The sequence below is a fragment of the Vibrio sp. RC2502 genome, from assembly GCF_054850435.1.
The window spans coordinates 1,933,310-1,952,685 of record NZ_CM141453.1 but is presented as its reverse complement, the minus strand read 5'-3'; the positions used below and the strand labels follow the sequence as shown (position 1 = coordinate 1,952,685).

Below are 19,376 nucleotides of genomic sequence, written 5' to 3'. Positions count from 1 at the left end.
TTACTATTCCCTATATTTATTGTGGTATTTCAGGTTGCGGCATGGTGACTTGATATAGACTCGTTGATATTGGGAGTAGTAACGTTGAATTCATTTCGTTGGGACATCTATTTTGAAACAGGAATCGAAGATGTTGACGATCAACACCAGTATCTCGTTGAGTTTATTAATAAGTACGGCAAACTTTTGACGCGAAACACGATTTCTATAGCGGATATTCAGAGCGCGTTATTTGAACTCTCTCGTTACGCCGAATTTCACTTCAAAGAAGAGGAAAATTTAATGAGAGAAGTGGGGATTCATCACGAGCATCTCCAAAAGCATATTCAAGTACATCGCACTTTTATGGGCGATATTGTCAGCATGCAAAGTTTTATTAACGAAGATAATCGGCAATCAGCAGAGCAGTTGTTGGATTTTCTCATTCATTGGTTGGCGTACCACATTCTTGGCATCGATCAAAATATGGCGAAACAGATCAAAGCCATCGAACGAGGCGTTTCTCCTTTAGAAGCTTATCGCGAACAAGAGCAACAAGCTAACGCGTCTACCGAGCCATTACTAGAAGCACTCAATGCGCTGTTTTCTCAAGTGTCCGAACGTAATCGTGATCTCTTAAAACTCAATTTGGAATTAGAAGAAAAAGTAGAAGCAAGAACGAACCAGTTGTTAACGGCAAATAAGCAGCTGGAAGCGCTGTCATTAACGGACTCATTAACTCAACTTCCTAATCGACGCAGTGCAATCAAAACGTTGAAAAAGCTTTGGGATGACACGGAGCACAAAACACTGCCTTTGGTTTGTATCATGATTGATGCGGATTATTTTAAACAAGTCAATGATACGTGTGGGCATGAGGCCGGGGACTTGGTGTTAATCGAGCTTGCACAGGCACTTAAATATCATTTTCGTAGCGATGATATCGTGTGCAGATTGGGAGGTGATGAGTTCTTTGTTATTTGTCCAGACACAGGATTGGACGGCGGGTTATATGTTGCGGAAATGGTAAGAAAACAGGTGTCTCAAATGCTCGTTCCAACGTGTTATGAACCGTGGAGAGGGAGCATCAGTGTTGGTGTTGCAGAACGAACAGAAAACATGAGTACGTACACCGATTTGATTCGCGCAGCCGATGAATCCGTTTATTTAGCGAAGCAAGAAGGTAAAAATAAAGTTCGGGCTGTTCAAAAGTACGTAACGCAAGAGCCGGTTTCTGTCCGACAAAACTAATCAGTTCAGAATGATTTGAATGGTGAGATTCTGCTACCAAGTTAATGCATTTTCCCCTTCTATGTTTGTAAACTTATTTATGAAACTGGTGCTTGTTACACAAGCGCTCGCACACTGTTAAGTTCGATAACAGTGCTTTTTTTACGTTTTTGTGTTCTTTTTATTCAATAACCTCTTCTTTTCATAATTCAATTTGGCATTGGTGTCTGGTTTGGCTACTATGTACAGCTATCAAAAAACCAATCACTCCCTTATGGACACTACCAACAGGTAGATGAGGAAACGATGCAACATCTAGAAGAGATCATTGCTAGCGCGAGCACTGCAATTGAAGCTGCCGAATCGCTAGTCGCACTTGATGAAGTGCGTGTTCAGTATCTGGGTAAAAAAGGTGAGCTAACTGCTCAACTTCAAAGCCTAGGTAAACTACCACCAGAAGAGCGCCGTGAAGCTGGTCAAGAGATCAACAAAGCGAAAGGCGTAGTTCAGCAAGCTATCGCAGCTCGTAAAGACGCACTACAACGTGCAGAGCTTGAAGCGAAACTAGCAGAAGAAACAATCGACGTAACACTGCCAGGTCGTCGTATTGAAAACGGTGGTTTACACCCAGTAACTCGTACTGTAGAGCGTATTGAGAAGTTCTTTGGTGAACTTGGTTTTAACACCGAAGCTGGCCCAGAGATCGAAGATGCATTCCACAACTTCGATGCGCTAAACATCGCCGCTGATCACCCAGCGCGTACTGACCACGATACTTTCTTCTTCAATCCAGATTTGATGCTTCGTACTCATACGTCAGGCGTACAGATCCGTACGATGGAAAATGGTAAACCACCATTCCGTTTCATCGCACCGGGCCGTGTATACCGTAACGACTACGACCAAACTCATACCCCAATGTTCCACCAAGTGGAAGGTATGCTGGTTGATGAGAACGTAAACTTCGCTCAGCTGAAAGGCATTCTGCACGATTTCCTATGCAACTTCTTCGAAGAAGAAGTAGAAGTACGTTTCCGTCCATCTTACTTCCCATTCACTGAGCCTTCAGCAGAAGTAGATGTGAAAGGCAAAAACGGTAAATGGTTAGAAGTACTAGGCTGCGGTATGGTTCACCCGAACGTACTGCGTAGCGTAGGCATCGATCCTGAAAAATACTCTGGTTTCGCATTCGGTATGGGTGTTGAGCGTCTAACAATGCTTCGTTACGGCGTGAACGACCTACGTGCGTTCTTCGAGAACGACCTTCGTTTCCTAAAACAGTTCAAGTAATCCAGAGGGTTCATCAACATGAAATTCAGCGAATCATGGCTTCGTGAGTGGGTAAACCCTGCGGTTACTACTGACGAGCTAACTCACCAAATTACAATGGCCGGCCTAGAGGTAGACGACGTTCTTCCTGTTGCTGGTTCTTTTACTGGCGTTAAAGTCGGTCACGTTGTTGAATGTGGTCAACACCCAGATGCAGACAAACTGCGCGTAACTAAAGTTGATGTTGGCGAAGAAGAGCTTCTAGACATCGTTTGTGGCGCGCACAACTGTCGCCAAGGTCTGAAAGTAGCAGTAGCAACAGTTGGTGCTGTTCTTCCTGGTGATTTCAAAATCAAAAAAGCGAAACTACGTGGCCAACCATCTCACGGCATGCTTTGTTCATTCACGGAACTAGGCATCGACGTTGAGTCAGACGGCATCATGGAGCTAGCAGAAGACGCAGTAATCGGTACCGATTTCCGTGAATTCCTAGGTCTAGACGACGTAACTGTAGACGTTGACCTAACAGCAAACCGCGCTGACTGTTTCAGCATTCGTGGCCTAGCTCGTGAAGTCGGCGTACTTAACCGCGCTGACGTGACTGAGCCATCAGTAGAAGCAGTAGCGACTTCAATCGAAGACAAAGTGTCTATCGAAGTGAAAGCACCTGCTGCATGTCCCCGTTACCTAGGTCGTGTGGTTAAGAACGTAAACGTTCAAGCTGAAACGCCACTATGGATGCAAGAGAAATTGCGTCGTTGTGGTATCCGCTCTATCGACCCTGTAGTAGACATCACTAACTACGTGCTTCTAGAGCAAGGCCAACCAATGCACGCGTTCGATCTAGCGCAGATCGAAGGTGGCATCGTCGTTCGTATGGCGGAGCAAGGTGAGAAGCTAACACTTCTTGATGGCAGCGAAGCAGAACTAAACGCAGATACATTAGTTGTAGCTGACCACAGCAAAGCACTTGCAATCGCAGGTATCTTTGGTGGTGAAGAGTCTGGTGTAACAACTGAGACTAAAGACGTTCTACTTGAGTGTGCATTCTTCGCGCCTGACCACATCCGTGGTCGTGCACGTAGCTACGGTCTGCACACTGATTCTTCAATGCGTTTCGAGCGTGGTGTGGATTACGCACTACAAGTGAGCGCAATGGAGCGTGCAACTCAGCTTCTAGTTGAGATCTGTGGTGGTGAAGTAGCACCTGTTGTTGCAGTAGAGTCTGAAGCAGACCTACCTAAGCCAAACAAAGTTGCTCTACGTCGTACTAAACTAGACAACCTACTAGGTCACCACATCGCTGATGCTGACGTAGTAGAAATCCTAGAGCGCCTAGGTTTGACTGTTGAAGCTTCTGAAGAAGGTTGGGTGGCAGTAGCGCCAACATGGCGTTTCGATATCGCTATCGAGCAAGACCTGATTGAAGAAGTTGGCCGTATCTACGGTTACGACAACATTCCTAACCAAAACCCAGCAGCAGCACTTAAGATGCACAACCACGTTGAAGCGGATCTTCCACTGAAACGCGTTCGTGATCTTCTTGTTGACCGTGGTTATCACGAAGCAATCACATACAGCTTCGTTGAGCCTGAGCAGCAAAAGCTAGTAGTACCTGGTGTTGAGCCTCTAGTACTTCCAAACCCAATTTCTGCAGACATGTCAGCAATGCGTCTTGGTCTTATCCAAGGTCTACTGAACACGGTTGTTCACAACCAGAAGCGTCAACAGCCACGCGTTCGTCTATTCGAATACGGCCTACGTTTTATCCCATGTGAATCTGCAGAAAACGGCATGCGCCAAGAGCCTATGCTAGCGGGTGTTATCGCTGGTACTCGCGGTGAAGAACATTGGGATATCGAAACTAACACTGTTGATTTCTTCGACCTTAAAGGCGACTTAGAAGCAGTTCTAGAACTGTCTGCTAACGAAAAAGCGTACTCTTTCGCAGCACTGTCACCTGAAAGCAAAAAAGCTAACCCAGCTCTTCACCCAGGTCAATCTGCGGCAATCATCGTAGATGGCAAAGAAGTGGGCGTGATCGGTACTGTTCACCCTGAGCTTGAGCGTAAGTTCGGTCTAAACGGTCGCACTATCGTATTCGAAATCGAATGGTCTGCAATCAACAGCAAAGTGATCCCAGAAGCGGTAGCGCTTTCTAAGTTCCCTTCAAACCGTCGTGATATCGCGGTAGTCGTGGACGAAGCTGTTGCATCTGGTGACATCGTTAACGCTTGTCTAGAGCAAGGTGGCGAGTTCCTTAAAGATGCGAAGCTGTTCGACGTTTACGTAGGTAAAGGCGTTGAAGAAGGTAAGAAGAGCTTAGCTATCGCTCTGACTCTACAGTCACTTGAGCGTACGCTTGAAGATGCAGACATCGCTGGTGCGGTTGATGCTATCGTTGCTCACGTATCTGAGAAGTTTGGTGCAGCTCTGCGCGACTAATTAACGCAGCGTAACAAACTGTTTAAGATACTGAAAACCCTGCCAAGTTGGCAGGGTTTTTTTATGCCTATTCCACTCATGCAACCATAGATTATGAAACAAGATTACATAGAAAGATTGTGTCGAAAATCCAAACCTTCAGGTTTGCCTACCAACAGCAACGATGGACTTTCAAGGTTCACTTACGCCAACGACAGCGTGTAACTTAGGAGCAATGGCAACGTCAATACGCTAAAGAAGTTCCCAAACAACACCATGGATGCCACTGTCATCGGTTCGATATTCAGTCGCTCTGCAAATAGATAATTCATGACCGCCGGAGGTAGCATGGTGAACAGCACCATCATTTGTAGTTGCATGGTTGGTAAAGGAATAAACCAATAAATGATTGCAAACGCGATTGCGCCAGTCGTTAACGATTGAACGGTACACAAAACGCCAACTTTTAATCCATCCAGTCTTAGATGGCACATTTGTGAACCAAGAGAAAGCAGCATTACCGGAACAGCGGCTTGCCCTAGTAGTGCTGTTGCTTCATACAACGGTGTCCACGCGCCAATACCTGATAAGTTCAAACATAATGCGAGTGACGCTGATAAGAAAATTGGCATCTTCATGATTTGCTTCAATGGATTCCCGTTACTTAACAACATCACACCTACGCTGATATGTAAGCAAGCTGATACTACAAACAGCAGTACAGCAGAAGAAAGGGCAACTTCGCCAAATGTATAAGTGAACAACGGTATCGCAAGGTTCCCGCTATTTCGAAACATATGAGGTGGAGCCCAAGCTTTAAATGTTAGCCCAGTGATTTTACAAATCGGAATCATGAGTAACCCCGGAGTTAAAACCGCAATGATGGCGGCTAAGAGCAGGGGACCTTGTTCAGAGTCGAGCGGCATGCTCACTAATGAGGAAAACACTAGGGCTGGCGTGAATACATCGATATTAATTCGATTGATGGGGCGAAAATCAGGTTTGATATGGCGTCCGACTAGATAGCCCACACCGACAAGAGCGAACACAGGAAAAAGAATATTAATGATCTGATTAATCATGGTCGCCTTAGTGTATATGAGGTAGATGTGCGCTTAGTTGGTTAATCAACTAAGTGGTAATCACAGTATCAAACCTTTATGCATTGCGTCATGGTGAAACAATGAGAACCGTGGATTAAATCAAGCTTTCTCAAAGCACATTAGCTATATGGAGTGGTCGTACCTTTGAACTAATTGTTACGTATCAAGTTACATACAAATCACTGAAATACCGACAAGTTTTATGTCATGTGTCTGTAAAATAGCCAATCTCTGATATTTTTATTAAATAGTGATTAATGTCGTTTTGTTATTATTGTTTAGTCATATTGACTGGATATTTTTTGTAATTAAGCATTCACTAAACAAAAAATATTGAAATGTCGCTATTTAACAATAATTTATACATCGGCATTCCTTTTATTCGCAAAGAAAAAAGTTGGCGAAAATCATAAGCTTGTCATACACTTCCTGATGTAACCCCGATATGTTGTTGAATTGGTAGGGTAAAACTGCTCTGGCGCTACACTAGGTAGCATTGTTTAACATAGCTTTGAGGAAAGTTTTATGGCGCTCACAAAAGCCGAATTGGCAGAAAACCTGTTTGATAAATTAGGATTTAGTAAACGGGACGCCAAGGAAACGGTGGAAGTGTTCTTTGAAGAGATTCGTAAGGCACTGGAAAGTGGCGAACAGGTAAAACTGTCAGGTTTTGGTAACTTTGATCTTCGTGACAAGAATGAACGACCTGGTCGTAACCCGAAAACCGGTGAAGATATTCCAATTACTGCTCGACGTGTAGTTACGTTTCGCCCGGGCCAGAAGTTAAAAGCTCGTGTAGAAAATCTAAAAAAAGAACAGTAAAACCAATCAAATAGATCACGCTTAGTCGTGGTCTTTTGTTATGTATGAAATTTGATGTTTTCATACAAACGAAAACCACCGCATTGCGGTGGTTTTGTTGTTTCTCAAGCTGCGTTTTTGTTTATGCCGCTTCTAAATGCGTCGTTAAGTAAGGCTGCCATGCTTGTTGGTATAAGTTTTTCGCTTGGCTACGCATATTCTTAATGGAAGCCATTTCAATCTCGCTTAGATTTCGCTTTTCCATTGATGCTTGACGTTCAAGCTTTTGAATTTGCTCATACAGGTTGTGTTCAGGACCATTTTTTACATCCGCAATCGCTTTTAAGTGCAGCTGTACTTCTGCAATCAAATTCGTTTTTGGCAAACGGACTAACAAGTTAAGATCACGGTAGCCAGAAGGGCCAGGTTTCTTAAAGCGGTTTTTGACTTTAACGATAGTTGTTTCGCGCTCTAGCGTTTCGTAAATAGAGACCAAACTTGCCACATCTTCCGCCACAATAGTCGCACGAGCTAAGTCAGTAATGCGTTCTACTTGGCCATCCAGTTCATGTGCGATTTTTTCTTCGGCGCGATGTTTAGATTTTACGCCAGCGAAATATGGCTGAGCATCGTTGAGTAGGGCGGTACTTTTACAAATGGTTTCAAGCTCGAATTGGGCTTGATGCGCTTTGCTGTAAAGAATATCGAAATCTGAATAAGGCTGGGTTGGACGAGAGTCGATGGATTGGATTCCATACAAGCCGCTAAGGCTGTGTTTAAATAGTTTAGAACAAACCTCGTTTTGACTAGGGGAACGATTTTGTTCATTACTTGGGGCATTAGGAAGTGCGGCGAATGCCGGCGCACGGCTTAGTACCAAAAGCATCAATGCTGTAGTACGTAGAAATAAGCTCATTCACTCTCCTTAACTTGCTTGCACTTAGAAAATGGGAACGTAAAAGTCGCTAAGACTGGGCAAATTAGGTACTAACTTATTTATGGGGACTTTCCGAAAGATCCCAAGGCTAAAAATTAACCTTTTGGAGGAATCGTGCGTTAGATCACCATTTCTCTTTTCTTTATTCTGCTTAGAGAATAAAGAGTTTGTTCTCCAAGGAACGATGACATCCTATCATCGCCGTATTAACCAAAGATGAACGGCATAGACAAATTTAAAAAAATCATTAGTCTTACCCCACAAAACGAAAATCAGCCAACAAGTAGAAAGTAAGAATGAGAGATCAAGAATTTTGGCACAGTAAGTGGGCCAGTAATCAAATCGGTTTTCATTTGGAAGATGTGAACCCTCTATTGCCAGCGTACTGGCACCATGCGAATCCGAAACGTGAAGACAAAGTCTTGGTTCCTTTGTGTGGTAAGTCTGAAGATCTCGTTTGGTTAGCAACGAAACATGATTCTGTGGAAGGGGTTGAGCTGAGCCAAATAGCGGTGCGTTCTTTCTTTGCTGAACACTTTTATACACCAACTGTGACCCCAATTAGTGGTATGCACGAGTTGTATCAGTTTGATGAACTGTCGATTTATACTGGTGATTTCTTTACTGCTCCGGTTTCTCAAGCCGATATCGTTTATGATCGCGCTGCGTTGGTGGCTTTGCCGCAAGATATGCGAGAAGAGTACGTAGCGCGCTTGAAGCAGCTTTTGAATCCGGGCGGTCGTATTTTGCTTGTGACATTGAACTATCCGCAAGAGGAAATGGCAGGTCCTCCATTTAGTGTGCCATTGGAAGAAATTCAACAGTTGTTTGCAGGCTACAAGGTAACATGCTTAAACGTCGATCAAGCTGATGAACATCATCCAAAGATCGCGAAGAAGGGTTTAAGCCGCTTCTCTGAAGAAGTGTACTTAATTGAAGCTCAGTAAGACGATTTCCGTACTAGTGAGTTTATGAATAGAACTCGCAAATAAAAGAAAAGCGCAGCGATATAAAGCTGCGCTTTTTTTTGATTGTTGAGAACTCAAAGATTAGTAAACGATTTTTACTTTCTTTGCGTTTTCGACCGCGTCTTGAACCGACTCTTCAATAGTTTTACGGCGAGTTAACACGACACCCAAACGACGACGACCATCGATTTCTGGTTTGCCAAATAAGCGCACTTGAGTTTGAGGTTGCGCTAAAGCCTTCGCAAGGTTGTCGAAACGAATGTCCGTTGATGTGCCTTGACCTAGGATCACCGCTGATGCAGAAGGGCCATACTGAACGATTTTGTTAATCGGCATTCCAGTAAATGCGCGAACATGAAGAGCAAACTCGGACATTTCTTGAGAAATCATCGTAACCATGCCAGTGTCATGCGGGCGAGGAGAGACTTCATTGAAAATAACCTTATCACCTTTAACAAAGAGCTCTACGCCGAAAATACCGTACCCACCTAAAGCGTTTACGACTTTCTCAGCCGTGTACTCTGCTGCTTTGATTGCATTTTCCGACATTGCTTGTGGCTGCCATGATTCACGGTAATCACCATCTTCTTGACGGTGACCAATTGGCGCGCAGAAGTGAACACCGTCCACTGCTCTAACGGTCAACAAAGTAATCTCGTAATCAAAATCGATAAAGCCTTCAACGATGACTCGACCTGCGCCAGTTCGGCCGCCTTCTTGTGCGTAGTCCCATGCTTTTTCAATATCGTCTTCCGTTTTGATGACACTCTGTCCCTTGCCAGATGAACTCATGACAGGTTTGACCACACATGGGATACCTACGTGTTCTACTGCGGCTTTAAAGTCATCGTAGTTGTCTGCAAATCGGTAAGGGGACGTGGACAGGTCTAGCTCTTCTGCGGCTAGGCGACGAATACCTTCACGGTTCATTGTGAGCTTGGTCGCTTTCGCCGTTGGCACAACATTCAGGCCTTTCTCTTCAAGCTCGACAAGTGTATCGGTCGCGATAGCTTCTATTTCTGGAACAACGTAAGCTGGCTGCTCTTTGTTTATGATCTCTTCTAGTGCCTTACCATCCAACATATCAAGCACGTAGCTACGATGAGCGACTTGCATCGCAGGTGCGTCGGCATAACGGTCACAAGCAATCACTTCTAGACCTAGTCGTTGGCATTCAATTGCCACTTCTTTACCAAGCTCACCAGAGCCTAATAGTAATACACGGGTAGCATTTGCGCTGGTTGCAGTACCGAACATAGTGTTCCCTTACAAAATAAAGTGATGAGACAGAAATTGCAGGGGATCATACTGATTTTTCATTGCGAAGCAAACGTTTGCTTGTGGTTTTTTGCCAATAAAAAAGCTCTACATGTTGTAGAGCTTTTAATGACATATTAGTGAATTTTATACGTTAACAAAACTGACTGGAATATCTGGGTTTAGCGCTTCTAACGTAGACTGTGTGTCTGCTAGGTGACTGATTTTCCCCTTAGAGTTTTCCACTAGAGCGGCAGCCTTAATGCTGTCGAAGGTTTCGCCTGCCAACAACACTTGAATCAGTGCTACTTGTAGCGGTGGAAGGCTTGGGTTAAATGCGGCGTTTTCTGCATAAGCACCTTTAAACACACGACCGTTCGCGAGCTCTAATGCTAAACCACTGAGGTTATTGGTGTACGGCGCATGGCTCATGTTCATCGCTTCGACGGCTTGTTGAATCAATGCGTCTTCATCATCACACACAAATTGGTGTTTTACTTCGGCCATCAAACCAGACTCAATACCAAGGTCTGCTGGACCAAAAGCTTCTGGTAAGTATTCATGTAATGACTTTTCGTCGCGCTCAGGTAGCTGAACTTTCAACTCTTTAGCTGTCGACAGTTCGTTCATGAATTGGCGGCAGTGACCACAAGGGCTAAAGTTGATCGTGATGTCTTTGACACCGTGTTCGCCTTTCATCCAAGCGTGGCTAATTGCAGATTGTTCTGCGTGAACAGTTTGGCCTAACTGAACACCAAAGAACTCCATGTTTGCACCAAAGTACAGACGGCCAGACAAGCCTCGAACAATTGCACCAACATAGAACTCAGAAATAGGAGCGTAAGAATATGCAGCGGCAAAAGGAAGTAGAGCAACACGCAGCTCTTTATCTGATAGGCTGGTAGCTGAAAGCAATTGCTCAAACTGCTGCGCTGAAAGAGTAGCATCAAAATCGTCGGCTAGGACTATAGGAGCAAGTTGTTTTGAAAGTGCTTCAGGAGCGCTTGCTAGCGCCTGTTCAATGCGACTTTTCATGTTGAATCCTTGTTATTGCATGGACAGTTATTCTATGCAAAGGAGAGAAATGTTCCGTGCTTTAGATCACGTTAAATAATGCAATTGATATTTCTGTTACATAATTAGAGTGAGCTCACACATGTATTCGATTGCAATCGTGTTGAGCGTTAACTTCGTCTCATAAATAACTATATCAATGGATATTCATATACCCAAGTAATGAAAATATGCTAGCAGCGAAAGATAGCGTTTAGTTATGAATCTTGTTAGAGCACGTTAGATGGGAAGTGTGCTTTGTAGCGAAAAGCGTTTTCAACGGCGCACTACGATGAGAAAAGGAAAGTGACGGCCTGTCGGAAGGAGGACAGACCGTCACAATGACTTATTGATATAGCCAGACTGCTAAACCAAAAAAGCTCGGAGCGAGAATGGAGGTGATGATGCCGCATAGCACCAACGCTAACGATGAAAACGCTGCGTCGCCAGGTTGTTTCTCTGCGCAAGTCGCAGTACCAAGCGCGTGCGATACTGTGCCCATCGTCAAACCACGAGCAATTGGATGCTTAATGCCGATTAGGTTGTAGATTGGGTACGCCAAAATAGCGCCAAGAAGACCTACGATCAGTACTAAGATTGCAGCGACTGCCGCTTCGCCACCAAGGTGGCTTGAGATTTCCATTGCAATCGGAGTGGTCACTGACTTACCTACTAGGCTCGCGATTAAACTGATGTCAGCTTTAAATGCAACGGCGATGAGGGTTGTGGTTGCCATTGACATAATACTACCGAGCGTACAAGCAAACGTTATGATTCGCCAGTTGGCTTTGATTTGAGGGAGTTGCTCGTACAAAGGGTAAGCCAACGCTACAACAGCTGGTTGTAGTAAAAAGCTGATGCCTTCGTTGTCGGCGTAGTATGTCTCAAACGGTACATTGAGGTACGTTAATAAAGGAATCAGTACTGCAATACTTATCAACAAAGGGTTTGCAAGTGGGCTGTTGATCTTAATTGCGATTTGGCGAGCAATCAGGAAAACGACAATAGTGACAATTAACCACATATTAATGTTTCTCCTTTAGCAAGTAGTCCAGTAGCCAAGCAAGGCTGACCAAGACAATGAGTGAACCACCGACTGCACTAGCTATGATTGGCAATGCATTCGCTAGTAGCATATCGAAGTGCTGCATGAGTCCGACACTGATTGGGACAAAGAGTAAGATCATGTAGCGAATGAATAGCGTTGCGCCCGGTTTTACCCAATCCACTTTGACAAGGCCAAGTGTCATGGAGAAAAACAGTACAAGCATACCGATGACACTTCCGGGAACAGAAACGCCAGTGAATTTTTGAATAGTAATTCCGATTCCAAGTGCTCCCATGATGAGGAAGAGGGAGATGAGCAGTTGGATCAGTTGCAAGAATCGATCTTTTATCATTTTGACAGCATATAAACGACAAGCACACCATAAGGTGCGCTTGGATAAGTAGAAATTAGGAGGCTAGGCTCTCTACATAACGGTAAACGGATTTTAATATTGCAATCTTCTTTTCGTCACTTTCATGTTCGTGAACTAAGTTTTCTAAATTCAGCATATACTCTTCGATTTGGCTTTCAAATACCTCTCGGCAATGAAGTGCCCAGCGTCGTTGCTCTTGCTCATCGAGAGTGCTTGGGAAGTTACGAGCACGGTATCTGAATAGCAGCGGTTTGATGCGTTTATCGTCAAACTCGATATCTAAGGCAGCAAGATTGTTTGGATCGGTTTCGCGGATAATATCCATCGCTGCACGGTCAGCTGGAGAGAAGAACCCATCGTAAAGTTGAGTGTCCACATCATCGCTTTTTTCAAATTGACGTTCGATAGAGAACAAGCCGATTAGTTTTTCTCGAATCTCAGGGTGCTGGCGAAGTAGTGCCAAATTATCGAGACACTTCTGACGATCAATACCGATGTTTTCTGCGTTTTCCGCCGTCAACGTTTTCGCTGGTGCTAAAATAGGGCACTTATTGAGGTGAACCAGTTTCACCGGTACGGGTAGTAGGTCGCCGAGGTCTTCACGCTTGGTGTAGAGACGTTCGTGCAACTCTTCGGTTGAAAGTTCAAGAATTGGCTGCGGATCTTTGGCTAAATCAATCGTAATAACCGCGTTGTTATTCGTTGGATGCCACGCGACAGGCACAATCCAGCTGGTGTATTGGCATTCGCGACCTAACATGCCTGAGACATGCATCAGCGGTGTCATGTTTACAATATCAACCAGTTCATTCAGCTTACGTTTATGGCGCATAGAGAAGAAGTAATCGAACAGTTTTGGCTGCGCGGCTTTGACTTTCTTTGCCATCTCAATTGTTGCGATAACGTCAGCCATCGCGTCGTGCGCATTACTGTGCTCAATGCCATTTTTAACCGATAAATGTTCTAACTTGAAACTGGTGAAGCCGTCTTCATTCTCGGGCCATTCTACGCCTTCAGGACGCAACGCATGGCATGCACGCAATACATCGAGCAAGTCCCAACGCGAGTTGCCGTTTTGCCAGCTCCACGCGTATGGATCGATAAAGTTGCGGTAACAGGTGTAACGCGTCACTTCGTCATCAAAACGAATGCTGTTGTAGCCTAGGCTGGTGGTTTTGGGTTTCGATAACTCGGCGTGAATCTTAGCAATGAACTCAGGCTCGGATAGACCTTCTTGCATCGCCTTTTGCGGCGTAATACCCGTAATTAATGCAGCTTCCGGAGAAGGTAGATAATCAGCAGGAAGCTGGCAGTACATCACCAGAGGTTCGCCGATGATATTGAAGTTTTCATCTGTGCGAACACCAGCAAATTGGCTTGGACGATCTTTCGCGGGATTTGTACCCCAAGTCTCGTAGTCAAAGAAGAAAAAAGTGGGCTGATTATCTTGGTGCATTCTGCTTACCGTTTACGGAACCGATAAGAGTATTAGACCATTCAACGCTTTGACTAGCAACGAAAGATGCAAGGTGAAGTTGTGAAAATGAAAAAGCCGATGGCGAACCATCGGCTTGAAATTTTGCATTTGTCTGCTTAAGCAGCAAATAAGGATCAGGCTTTCGTTTCTTCAAGAGCCGTTTCAGCTTCTGAGGACTTCAACACTCGGCTTGCAATGGTGCCTGCCGTCATTGAGCCAGAAACGTTCAGCGCAGTACGAGCCATATCAATCAGAGGTTCAATTGAGATCAAAAGTGCAGCGATCGTTACAGGCAAGCCCATTGCTGGAAGAACAATCAATGCCGCAAATGTTGCGCCGCCACCAACGCCCGCAATACCAAACGAGCTGATAGTAATGATCGCAATCAGAGAAAGAATGAAGTTTACGTCTAGTGGGTTAATACCCATTGTTGGGGCTACCATCACAGCTAGCATCGCAGGGTAGATACCCGCACAACCATTCTGGCCAATTGTTGCACCGAAAGAAGCAGATAGGTTCGCGATTGCTGGTGGCACATTGAGCTTGGTCACTTGCGCCTCAATATTCAATGGGATGGTTGCCGCCGAACTACGAGATGTGAACGCAAACGTCAATACAGGCCAAATTTTCTTGAAGTATTCAACAGGGCTAACGCCAACGAATGAAACCAAAATGCCGTGCACAACAAACATCAAACCAATAGCGACGTATGACGCGACGATAAAACCAAGTAGGTTTAGGATGTCGGATGCGTTTGAGGTTGCAACCACTTTCGCCATCAATGCAGCAATACCGTAAGGTGTAAGTGCCATGATCATTTTTACTAAGCGCATAACGATAGATTGAGCCGCTTCAACAAACGTGCGAATTGGTGATTCCAATTCCTCTTTTTCTATCATTACTTTGCGAGCTGCAATACCAGTTAGTACACCAAAAATGACAACAGCAATGATTGAGGTTGAGCGTGCACCCGTTAAGTCTGCAAATGGGTTTGTCGGAATAAAGCTTACTAGCATTTGTGGAATGGTTAGATCGCTTACTGTACCCGCTCGGCTTTCAAGAACCGCAATTCGAGCCGTTTCACGAGCGCCTTCAGTTAGCCCTTCCGCTGACAGACCAAACGCAGAAGTAACAAGAATACCGATCAAAGCCGAAATTGCTGTGGTGACTAGCAACACAGAAATCGTCAGACCAGAGATTTTGCCAAGTGAGCCACCTTTCTCCAGTTTTACTACCGCAGAAATCATCGAAACCAACACAAGTGGCATGATCACCATTTTTAGCAAGCCGACATAGCCGCTACCAACAATACCAACCCATTCTAGTGTTTTCGAAATGACGTCGCTGCCTTCACCGTGAATAAGCTGAAGAGCCAAGCCAAAAAGAGAGCCAGTAACAAGACCAATTAAAACGAGACGAGAAAGGGTGTTCTGTTTTTGTTGCTGGGTAAAAAGAAAGAATAATATGCCTATAAACACGGCAAGAGAGGCTATCACTGCAAAATCCATAATCTGACCTTATCAATCTGGCGTGAAACGCCGACTGTTTTTTATACGGGGTTATATACTGATGCCGTAAGATAACGCTCAGGATATAACTTTAAAAATGACAAACAGGTATTAGATAGATCTAAAATGAATATAAAAATGAGAGATAAATCTCGTGAGCTTACTGTTTAGCGTGATTTTTAAGCAAAATGACTAGTCATAATGATGCAGTAGGTCGAGCATTTCTTTTCTTTGTAGATAAACAACCGAATTTTCCTGATAACTGTAAACTTGATAAATCATCGCTTTGGCCACTTCTTCGGCTTTAATCGGCAGAAAGTTAGACAATTTCCCTATCATAAGTGGGCGAATGACTTTGAATAAAGCTTGAACAAGCTTTTCATCACTTCGCGGGTGATCGCGTTCACCAACTAAAGGGCCTGGACGCACAAACACCACTTCATCAAATCCCATTTTTTCAATGTTCTGCTCCATTTGTCCTTTGCAAGCAAGATAGTGAGAAGGAGAGGAACGGTTGGCACCTAAACTAGACACCACCGCAAGGCGTTTTACGCCGACCATTTTCATTTGCTGTGCGACCGAAGTGACCAGTTCGACATCGACTTTACGTAGGTTTTCTTTACTGCCTGCTTGCTTGAGAGTCGTGCCCAAACAAATGAAACCTATATCGGGCGTTGTTTGATTTTCATTCCATTGATGAATAGTGAGCTCTGCATCAATGATTGGAATGATCTTGTTTGTTGGGTCATAAATGTCTTTAAGTGGGCGTCTGGAGAGGGAGTACAAATGAGAAATACCTGACTGAGCAATGAGGTTTTCGACCACTTTGCTGCCGATTAACCCAGTTGCGCCAGCGATGATTACGCAAGTGTTAACATCGTTTGTCATTGTATGCTTCCTCCCTAGAAAACAAGTGCTTAGGCATTAGTAGCTTATGCCAACACGCTGAAAGAGCAAGAATAAGCCGCAACTCACCATCAAATTTGTGCAGTGGCGAGCTCGATATCGCATGTTAAAAAAAGACCCGTTATTTACGGGTCTTAGGCTCAGGAGAGTGATAAGGGAATTGAGCGCCGGGTTTTGCGCTGCGGTTTGGGCTTGCTTCTCTTAGCAGGGCGACGACTTTGATTGGCAAACATAATTCTCTCTCCATTTTATTGGGACAAGTTAATTCAAGCATTTGTTGTGCCAATCGTTGAATTTATTAGGTGTTAGACATGTTATAAATGCTTGTTTTTAGTCACTTTGGTTTGTTTTTTGGTTATAGATTTCAATGGTTTGCTTGGTTGTATGGGCTTGGTTTTTTGTGCCGGATATCCAGGTGATATGTATTCGTATCACTTTTCTATTTATGTAAAAACAGCCACCTAGAATCATATTCTTGTCAATATGACAGTCAGAATGCTAAAAACATCAGCAAAAAGAGAAAATCAGATGAAATAGAATGAAAGAGGCGTACACTTATTCTCTCATTCGTCGTCAGCCTTTTATCTTGTCCCGTCGTAATGCATACGCAACTGTAGACAACGTTTCTATCGAACGAACACCAATTACTTGAAGGAATACCAAACATGGATTGCTCTTTTTCCGCAGATATTCAAACGCGCATTGATAACAAAACCAAACCCTTAGGTGCTCTAGGGTTGCTAGAAAAAGTCGCATTGCAGTTAGCGTTGATTCAAAGCCAAGATCAAGCACAAGCCGTTGAAGAGATTGTTATTCGCAAGCCAACGATGTTGGTGTTTGCTGGCGACCATGGTGTTGCGAAAGAAGGCATTAGCATCGCACCGAGTGAAGTTACCCAGCAAATGGTTGCAAACTTCCTTGCTGGAGGTGCGGCAATTAACTGCTTTTGCGATGTAAACCAAATCGAATTCAAAGTGATTGACTGCGGTATGCTTGCGCCAATCGAAGTCATGGTTCCTGAGTTTAAATCTCATCCGAATTTAATTGAGCAGCGTTTAGGAAATGGCACTGCCAATTTTTCAAAGCAAGCGGCGATGTCTTCTGAACAAGTAGCGCTTGGTTTGGAATATGGTGCAAGAGTGGCGCAAAGCACCATCTATTCAGGATCTAACTTACTGATGTTTGGCGAGATGGGCATTGGAAATACCAGCTCGGCTTCCGCATTATTGGCGGCACTCAGCCCGCTTGAGGTAAACCACTGTGTTGGTCTTGGTACGGGCATCAACTCAGAGCAGTTGAGCCGAAAGTTAAAGTTGGTTGCTCAAGGGGTAAGTCATTGTCGAGGTCTAGACGCCAAAGCTGTATTATCGCAAGTTGGTGGATTTGAAATCGTACAGATGGTTGGGGCGTTCCTTGAGGCGAAGCGTTTGAAAACGCCAGTGCTTGTCGATGGTTTTATTGTTTCTGTCGCGGCGTATGTTGCCACGTCACTAGATGAAGAAACACGTGACTACATGCTGTTTGCACATCGTTCAGAAGAAAACGGACACAAGTTTGTGTTGGAGTCATTAAAAGCTGAACCTTTGCTGGATTTAGGGCTCCGCCTCGGTGAAGGAACAGGTGCTGCGTTGGCATTGCCGCTATTGAAGGCCGCTGCGCAGTTCTATAATAAAATGGCCAGTTTTGAGAGTGCGGGAGTAACGGTTTAGTGTCTGAGTCAAAAAGTTCAAGACAAGCAACGCTACGCTATCAAATGGAGCTATTCCTCTTGGCTGTGAGCTTTTTTAGCCGCTTGCCTGTACCGAGTGACTTACCTTACAGCGAAGAGCGTATGAACCAAGCCGGGCGATATTTTGCCTTGGTTGGTGTGATTCTTGGTGTGCTTTGCGCGCTTGTGTTCTACTTCACCCAACTTATTTTCCCTGATTCCGTTGCTCTTGTATTAACGATGGCGTTCAGCCTGTTGCTCACCGGTGCTTTTCACGAAGATGGTTTGACTGATATGGCGGATGGCATTGGCGGCGGTATGACGGTTGAGCGTCGTCTTTCTATCATGAAGGACAGCCGCATCGGGACTTATGGCGCCGCAACATTAGTGATGGCGTTGTTGGCGAAGTTTGTCCTTTGGAGCGAGTTGGTGCATTTGCCTGATTTTTGGCTCGTTATTGTTGTGGCCTACACCACGAGTCGTGCCCTCGCTGCAACGCTAATTTACGACATGCCTTATGTGAGTGACAGTGACACCTCAAAAAGCAAGCCGCTTGCGAACAAGCAGTCCTCGTCTGAAGTTGCCATTTTGCTGTTTACTGCGGGCGTGGCTTCGCTCTTTCTCGGAGTAATGCAGACATCATTGATCGTCATCGTTTTGTTTGCATTTCGATTTGCATTCAAACGTTGGCTGACTAAGCGCATTGGCGGTTTTACTGGCGATTGCTTAGGTGCAGCGCAGCAGCTTTCTGAACTCTTGGTTTACCTTACTCTAATCGCGTTTTATCAAAATATATGAAGCAGTTAATTCTCGGTGGTGCTCGTTCAGGAAAATCGAAACTTGCTGAACAAACCGCAAGACAGTTGTCCGCAAAGCAGAACAAGTCATTACATTATGTCGCTACTGCGTTGCCATTTGATGATGAGATGCGAGAGCGGATTAAGCATCATCAAGCTCAACGTGGGGAAGGGTGGCATGAACACGAATGCCACCTTCGACTTCCTGATTTACTTGCTCATTTTGATGCTAATGACGTTGTATTGGTTGATTGCTTAACGTTGTGGCTGAGCAACTGGATTTTTGAGCTAGGTGAAGTCTGCAGTAACGAGTCATTAGAACAAGAGATAGAAAAGCTCATTCAAGCGGTTGAAAATTCTCGCGCGACACTGATTTTTGTCTCTAACGAGGTGGGAATGGGCATCGTGCCGCTGGGTGCTGTGAGCCGCTATTTTGTTGATAATGCAGGGCGCATGAATCAACAACTTGCTCAAGTATGCTCTCGAGTAACGTTTGTTGCGGCAGGGTTGCCATTGGTTCTTAAAGAATAGGATACGA

General features: G+C 44.6%; 17 protein-coding genes. 8 read left to right on the top strand and 9 right to left on the bottom strand.

Annotated elements, in window-relative coordinates; all coding sequences use genetic code 11:
- Positions 1–84 precede the first annotated feature (84 nt).
- The 3 genes from ACYJZR_RS09200 (at position 85) to pheT (ending at position 4,923) form a co-directional block, all read left to right on the top strand.
- Positions 85–1,230, top strand: a complete 1,146-nt coding sequence (locus ACYJZR_RS09200) for a GGDEF domain-containing protein (protein WP_023623955.1) — start codon at positions 85–87, stop codon at positions 1,228–1,230.
- Positions 1,231–1,515: 285 nt separating this feature from the next.
- Positions 1,516–2,499, top strand: a complete 984-nt coding sequence (gene pheS, locus ACYJZR_RS09195) for a phenylalanine--tRNA ligase subunit alpha (protein WP_015296599.1) — start codon at positions 1,516–1,518, stop codon at positions 2,497–2,499.
- Between the two features lie 18 nt (positions 2,500–2,517).
- Positions 2,518–4,923, top strand: coding sequence for a phenylalanine--tRNA ligase subunit beta (gene pheT / locus ACYJZR_RS09190; RefSeq protein ID WP_406964959.1), 2,406 nt, complete (start codon positions 2,518–2,520; stop codon positions 4,921–4,923).
- Between the two features lie 182 nt (positions 4,924–5,105).
- Here the strand turns inward: pheT and ACYJZR_RS09185 are convergent, their stop codons facing one another.
- Positions 5,106–5,984 carry an AEC family transporter gene (locus ACYJZR_RS09185; RefSeq protein ID WP_025789224.1) on the bottom strand — a complete coding sequence of 293 codons (879 nt, stop codon included), beginning with the start codon at positions 5,982–5,984 and terminating at the stop codon, positions 5,106–5,108.
- Positions 5,985–6,530: 546 nt separating this feature from the next.
- On the opposite strand from ACYJZR_RS09185, the gene ihfA reads away from it, so the two are divergent.
- A complete protein-coding gene (gene ihfA, locus ACYJZR_RS09180) occupies positions 6,531–6,827 on the top strand; it encodes an integration host factor subunit alpha (protein WP_005462650.1) in 297 nt (98 codons plus the stop codon).
- Positions 6,828–6,948: 121 nt separating this feature from the next.
- Here the strand turns inward: ihfA and ACYJZR_RS09175 are convergent, their stop codons facing one another.
- Positions 6,949–7,722, bottom strand: a complete 774-nt coding sequence (locus tag ACYJZR_RS09175) for a nucleotidyltransferase family protein (protein ID WP_025559096.1) — start codon at positions 7,720–7,722, stop codon at positions 6,949–6,951.
- A gap of 317 nt (positions 7,723–8,039) precedes the next feature.
- Here ACYJZR_RS09175 and ACYJZR_RS09170 point away from each other — a divergent pair, with 317 nt between their 5' ends.
- Positions 8,040–8,690: a thiopurine S-methyltransferase gene (locus ACYJZR_RS09170; RefSeq protein ID WP_005480776.1), complete on the top strand. Its 651-nt coding sequence runs from the start codon at positions 8,040–8,042 to the stop codon at positions 8,688–8,690.
- A gap of 102 nt (positions 8,691–8,792) precedes the next feature.
- Here ACYJZR_RS09170 and purT read toward each other — a convergent pair whose 3' ends face one another.
- The 7 genes from purT to ACYJZR_RS09135 all read right to left on the bottom strand — a co-directional run bounded on the left by purT (position 8,793) and on the right by ACYJZR_RS09135 (position 16,315).
- Entirely contained in the window at positions 8,793–9,968 is a 1,176-nt protein-coding gene (gene purT / locus ACYJZR_RS09165) for a formate-dependent phosphoribosylglycinamide formyltransferase (protein WP_140099466.1), read from the bottom strand.
- A 147-nt stretch (positions 9,969–10,115) separates the two neighbouring features.
- Complete coding sequence (gene cdd / locus ACYJZR_RS09160) at positions 10,116–11,003, bottom strand: cytidine deaminase (protein WP_015296604.1); 888 nt, start codon at positions 11,001–11,003, stop codon at positions 10,116–10,118.
- A 364-nt stretch (positions 11,004–11,367) separates the two neighbouring features.
- Positions 11,368–12,045 (bottom strand): LrgB family protein, encoded by a 678-nt coding sequence (locus tag ACYJZR_RS09155; protein ID WP_005454891.1) that lies wholly within the window; start codon positions 12,043–12,045, stop codon positions 11,368–11,370.
- Between the two features lies 1 nt (position 12,046).
- On the bottom strand, positions 12,047–12,421 hold the full coding sequence (locus ACYJZR_RS09150) for a CidA/LrgA family protein (protein ID WP_005455074.1): 375 nt from the start codon (positions 12,419–12,421) through the stop codon (positions 12,047–12,049).
- A 55-nt stretch (positions 12,422–12,476) separates the two neighbouring features.
- Complete coding sequence (gene sbcB, locus ACYJZR_RS09145; protein WP_021449193.1) at positions 12,477–13,898, bottom strand: exodeoxyribonuclease I; 1,422 nt, start codon at positions 13,896–13,898, stop codon at positions 12,477–12,479.
- A 155-nt stretch (positions 13,899–14,053) separates the two neighbouring features.
- The gene (locus ACYJZR_RS09140; RefSeq protein ID WP_024701129.1) at positions 14,054–15,427 is read right to left on the bottom strand and encodes an L-cystine transporter; all 1,374 of its coding nucleotides are present in this window, start codon (positions 15,425–15,427) and stop codon (positions 14,054–14,056) included.
- A gap of 192 nt (positions 15,428–15,619) precedes the next feature.
- Positions 15,620–16,315 carry an NAD(P)H-binding protein gene (locus ACYJZR_RS09135; RefSeq protein ID WP_218753734.1) on the bottom strand — a complete coding sequence of 232 codons (696 nt, stop codon included), beginning with the start codon at positions 16,313–16,315 and terminating at the stop codon, positions 15,620–15,622.
- 683 nt (positions 16,316–16,998) lie between these two features.
- Here ACYJZR_RS09135 and cobT point away from each other — a divergent pair.
- The 3 genes from cobT to cobU are packed head-to-tail and all read left to right on the top strand — an operon-like array spanning position 16,999 to position 19,369.
- Positions 16,999–18,042: a nicotinate-nucleotide--dimethylbenzimidazole phosphoribosyltransferase gene (gene cobT, locus ACYJZR_RS09130; protein WP_218753732.1), complete on the top strand. Its 1,044-nt coding sequence runs from the start codon at positions 16,999–17,001 to the stop codon at positions 18,040–18,042.
- Between the two features lie 44 nt (positions 18,043–18,086).
- On the top strand, positions 18,087–18,839 hold the full coding sequence (locus ACYJZR_RS09125) for an adenosylcobinamide-GDP ribazoletransferase (protein WP_406965139.1): 753 nt from the start codon (positions 18,087–18,089) through the stop codon (positions 18,837–18,839).
- Complete coding sequence (gene cobU, locus ACYJZR_RS09120; RefSeq protein ID WP_218753730.1) at positions 18,836–19,369, top strand: bifunctional adenosylcobinamide kinase/adenosylcobinamide-phosphate guanylyltransferase; 534 nt, start codon at positions 18,836–18,838, stop codon at positions 19,367–19,369. The genes ACYJZR_RS09125 and cobU overlap by 4 nt, the downstream gene beginning before the upstream one ends.
- Positions 19,370–19,376 lie beyond the last annotated feature (7 nt).